Source organism: uncultured Limnohabitans sp. (assembly GCF_937889215.1).
GTDB lineage: Bacteria > Pseudomonadota > Gammaproteobacteria > Burkholderiales > Burkholderiaceae_C > Limnohabitans_A.
The window spans coordinates 1-3147 of sequence record NZ_CALBEX010000499.1 but is presented as its reverse complement, the minus strand read 5'-3'; the positions used below and the strand labels follow the sequence as shown (position 1 = coordinate 3147).

Annotated in this window: 4 protein-coding genes; 2 read left to right on the top strand and 2 right to left on the bottom strand. The window is 54.7% G+C overall.

Annotated features, from left to right (window positions below):
- Positions 1-929: isocitrate lyase (aceA, locus tag Q0341_RS12650; protein ID WP_299513918.1), on the bottom strand; the 929-nt coding region annotated here is incomplete at its 3' end.
- 358 nt (positions 930-1287) lie between these two features.
- Between aceA and Q0341_RS12645 the strand changes: the two genes are divergently transcribed.
- Together Q0341_RS12645 and Q0341_RS12640 are read left to right on the top strand one after the other, a co-directional pair.
- Entirely contained in the window at positions 1288-1476 is a 189-nt protein-coding gene (locus tag Q0341_RS12645; protein ID WP_299513915.1) for a hypothetical protein, read from the top strand.
- 56 nt (positions 1477-1532) lie between these two features.
- Positions 1533-1937: an SWIB/MDM2 domain-containing protein gene (locus tag Q0341_RS12640; protein WP_299513921.1), complete on the top strand. Its 405-nt coding sequence runs from the start codon at positions 1533-1535 to the stop codon at positions 1935-1937.
- A gap of 124 nt (positions 1938-2061) precedes the next feature.
- On the opposite strand, the gene Q0341_RS12635 is transcribed toward Q0341_RS12640, so the two are convergent.
- The coding region (locus Q0341_RS12635) for a thiamine pyrophosphate-dependent enzyme (RefSeq protein ID WP_299513912.1) at positions 2062-3147 on the bottom strand (1086 nt) is incomplete at its 5' end.

Here is a 3147-nt window from a genome sequence, read left to right as displayed (position 1 = left end):
GCGAATTCGCGGGCAAAGCCAATGTCGGGCACACCGGTTTCGCACCACACCAAGTCAGCGTAAGGGGCGTAAGCCACACCGCGGCTGATGGCTTGCTCCAAACCGTTTTTGACGCGGTAGAAACCTTCTTGGGTGCGCTCGCCGGTCAAGAAAGGCTTGTCGTTGGCATCGTGGTCAGAAGTGATCAAGTTGGCAGCTTCAGCATCGGTACGGGCCAATACGATGGTGGATGTACCCATGACGTCAGCGGCGAAACGTGCAGAGATCAATTTTTCGCACGCTTCATGTGTGGGCACCAACACTTTGCCACCCATGTGGCCGCATTTCTTCACCGCGGCCAATTGGTCTTCGAAGTGCACGCCAGCCGCACCGGATGCGATCATGTTCTTCATCAGTTCGAAGGCATTCAACACGCCGCCGAAACCGGCTTCAGCATCGGCCACGATGGGCAAGAAGTAGTCGATGAATTCTTTGTCGCCTGGGTTGATGCCACGGCCCCACTGGATTTCGTCAGCGCGCTTAAAAGTATTGTTGATGCGGCGAACCATGGTGGGCACCGAGTCGTAAGCGTAGAGCGACTGGTCGGGGTACATGGTCTCGGAGGTGTTGCCGTCCGCAGCCACTTGCCAGCCCGACAGGTACACGGCTTCCAAGCCAGCTTTGGCTTGTTGCATGGCTTGACCGGCAGAGATTGCGCCGAAAGCGTTGACGTAGCCCTTCTTGGCGCCGCCGTTGACTTTTTCCCAGAGCTTTTCTGCACCGCGCTTTGCGAGGGTGTGCTCGATGGGCATGCTGCCGCGCAAACGCACGACATCAGCTGCAGAGTAACCACGCTTCACGCCTTTCCAGCGTGGGTTGGTGGCCCAGTCTTTTTCGAGGGCTGCGATTTGTTGTTCGCGGCTCAGTTCTTGTGTGATGTCTGCTGGCATGGAAATAACTCCTGTAGTCAAGTTGAAATATGTCAAGGGTACCAATCGGCCCCCCAATCTGCTGATCATCTTAACTCTTATAGAAGACCTAAAACTTATCTTATGTCTTATACAAGACATATTTTTATTTGTTTAAAATCAATAACTTGAGGACGTAATTCCTCAATGCGAAAAGTTTTATCGCTCGATGAAACATGGAAAGTGGTTTTTCCGCCCTTCATATATCGCCATATGAAAATCAAACGCGCAGTTTGAAAAGACGAAAATCAGGAGCCGATCAAGTCTTGGGCAAAGCCAAAAATCGCGCGCCACTGACAACAGAAAAACCCGGCTACTGCATTCAAAGTGACACAAGCTGATGGCGGATTGTGTTGGTGGCGGCGTAGAACAACAAACGATCATCAAGGCCATGACAGTGGCAGCCATGGTCAAAAAAGACAGCAAGACCAAGAAAAGCCCAAAAAAAGGGGTGAATCAGCAACAACACCTAGATAAAAATGATTTTTCTGCTTGGAAAGCACCGCTTTCTCCATTAGCATCCCTCTAGCTGAAAACAAATCGTTTCTCAGCGGAGAACCACCTTCCGACCTAAGGAATTTCATCATGGCAACTGCGAAAAAAACCCCGGCCAAAAAAGCTGCAGCACCCGCTAAAAAAGCAGCCCCGGCAACCAAGGCAGCTTCAGCTAAAAAAGCTGCAGCACCTGCTAAAAAAGTAGCGGCTAAGGCTCCTGCTAAAAAAGCGGCACCCGCAACCAAGCGCACCCCTAATCCGGCCTTCATGAAAGCACTGACACCCAGTGCCGCATTGGCAGCCGTTGTGGGTGCAGCGCCCCTGCCACGCACTGAGGTGGTCAGCAAAATGTGGGTCTACATCAAGAAGCACAATCTGCAAGACAGCGTGAACCGCCGTGCCATCAATGCTGATGACAAGCTCAAGGCAGTTTTCGGCAAGGCGCAAGTCACCATGTTTGAAATGGCTGGCCTGATCGGCAAGCACTTGAAGTAATTCAACCGCTTGACCCATAAAAAAACCCGCTTCGGCGGGTTTTTTTATGGGTCAACGGACTTCCACCCAAGTAACAGCCAACAAGCCAAAAAATAGGCCTAAAAATGAAGGACAAGCACCGTGATCAAGTGTTTTCTTGTCGGGCCAAAGCGGCCTGTGTAATGGCGCTCAGGGTACCGCGTGTACTGATCACCTCTGGGTCTAGAACGACCTCAATGAGCGTGCCTTGGGGACGCGCCAGAGCCTCCAAGAGGGCCGACTCAAATGCTTGGGTGTGCTCAATGCGCACGCCCACGTAACCATAAGCCGCAGCCAAAGCGGCAAAGTCTGGATTTTGCAGTTTCGAGCCTGTCACATGGGCGGGGTATTCGCGCTCTTGGTGCATGCGGATGGTGCCGTACATGCCGTTGTTCAGCAACACAATGATGCTTTTGCCGCCATGCTGCACCGCCGTGGCCAGTTCTTGGCCGTTCATCAAGAAGTCACCGTCCCCGCCGATGGTGAAGGCCAAACGCCCGGTCAACAAATTGGCCGCAATGCCCGCTGGCACGCCATAACCCATGGCACCCACCGTAGGGGCCAGCTGGGTTTTGTGGCCTTTGACCAAGCCATGGTGTTTGTAAAAACGGTGCATCCAGCTGGCGAAGTTGCCCGCGCCATTGGTCAGCACGGCGTCCGCTGGCAAATGCTTTTGCAACGTGGCCACGATGGCGGGCATGTCGATGTCGCCGGGCAAGGCCTGTGGCTTGAGGTTGTTCAGGTAGTCGGTGTGCGCGGCTTGCGTCCAATCGGACCATGGCAGCTCGGTGGGCGCACTCAAGACCTCCAGGCTGCGGGCGGCCGCGTTCATGGTGGCGTTGATGGCCAAGTCGGCTTGGTAAACACGGTTGAGCTCTTCGGCACTGGCATGGATGTGCACCAGCTTCTGATGGGTTTTGGGCGCTTGCAACAAGGTGTAGCCACCGGTGGTCATTTCACCCAAGCGCGGGCCGATGGCCACGATCAGGTCGGCATCGCGCACGCGCTGGGCCAGTGCAGGGCCAATCCCGATGCCCACATCCCCGGCGTACAAGGGGTGGTGGTTGTCAAACGTGTCCTGAAAACGGAAGGCATTGGTCACGGGCAGCTGCCAGTTTTCGGCAAAACGTTGCAAGGCTTGCGCCGACTGCGGTGTCCAGCCACCACCGCCCGCGATCACCAGCGGTTTGCG

What these genes read in the sequence shown, in the direction of transcription:
- Q0341_RS12645 (WP_299513915.1), top strand. Translation starts at nt 1,288, where the DNA reads ATGGCGGATTGTGTTGGTGGCGGCGTAGAACAACAAACGATCATCAAG.
- Q0341_RS12640 (WP_299513921.1), top strand. Translation starts at nt 1,533, where the DNA reads ATGGCAACTGCGAAAAAAACCCCGGCCAAAAAAGCTGCAGCACCCGCT.